Source organism: Bifidobacterium sp. SO1, assembly GCF_018555335.1.
In the GTDB taxonomy this organism is placed as follows: domain Bacteria; phylum Actinomycetota; class Actinomycetes; order Actinomycetales; family Bifidobacteriaceae; genus Bifidobacterium; species Bifidobacterium simiiventris.
Map to the genome: position 1 here is coordinate 1 of NZ_JAFEJR010000052.1, position 1,160 is coordinate 1,160.

Below are 1,160 nucleotides of genomic sequence, written 5' to 3' on the forward strand. Positions count from 1 at the left end.
CCCGCTGTCTAAATGAAAGTGCAACACCCTTTAGATTGGAGATTGTCTAGATAACCAGTGAAAGGATGTTGCACCTTGGGTCAAGTGTATTCGCACCTGTCGGAAGAGGAACGGCAGGTCATCCAAATCGAGATCGGTAACGGGACGAGCATACGGCGGATCGCCGGGCTGATCGGCAGGCACGCCTCCACGGTCAGCCGCGAGGTCAAACGCAACGTCTGGTTCCCGTCCAACGAGAGCGAGTCCTATCGGCCGTACCGGCCGAAACGACTCAGGACCGGCCCATGGACCGGCCGGTACTACATCGCCGGGCAGGCCCAGCGCAAGGCCGACCGCCGACGCGCCAGGGCGCGCAGGCCGTACCGCCTCGCATCGCAACGCCTGTGGGCCTGGACGGCCGAACGGCTGCGGCGTGGCTGGTCCCCGCTGCTGATCTGCGGCCGTCTGCGCCTGGAGCATCCCGGCGACGAGTCGATGCGCTGCTGCCCGGAGACCGTATACCGGTGGATCTACGCCGACAAGGCGAGAAGGGAGCGGTGGGCCCGCTATCTGCCGAGAGGCCACCGGCGGCGGCGCAGGGCGAAGGGCAGGGGCGTGTCCCGCAGCCGCATACCGGGCAGGACATCCATCCGCGAAAGGCCCTATGACGCGTCGGACCGTTCCCGGTTCGGCGAATGGGAGGCCGACAGCGTCATCGGCACGGGATGCAACCTGCATACCGAGGTCGAGAGACGCACCCGTTTCCTCATGGCGCGCATCGTGCCCGACAAGACCGCCGACGCGAGCGTCGCGGCCCAGATCGCCATGTTCTCCGCCCTGCCCGCGGGCGCGAGGACGGGCGTCACCCACGACAACGGCACCGAATTCGCCCGCCACGGGCGGCTGCGCGAGCAGCTCGGCATGGCCACGTATTTCGCCGACCCGTACAGCTCGTACCAGCGCGGGAGCAACGAGAACCGCAACGGCGTGATCCGCCGCTATCTGCCCAAACGCTCCCGCATCGAACCGTCCATGGCCGTCGACGTGCAGGCCATCGTGGACGAGATCAACAACCGTCCCATGCGGGTACTCGGCTACCGCACGCCGGCCGAGGCATTCACCGACGAACTGCTAGAATTAGCCGACAAACAAGGGCGTTGCACTTCTAAATAGACAACGGG

1 protein-coding gene is annotated in these 1,160 nt (G+C 65.9%); it reads left to right on the top strand.

Annotated elements, in window-relative coordinates; all coding sequences use genetic code 11:
* Window positions 1-75 precede the first annotated feature (75 nt).
* Window positions 76-1,152: an IS30 family transposase gene (locus JS541_RS14620; protein WP_214375212.1), complete on the top strand. Its 1,077-nt coding sequence runs from the start codon at window positions 76-78 to the stop codon at window positions 1,150-1,152.
* The last annotated feature ends 8 nt before the right edge of the window (window positions 1,153-1,160 follow it).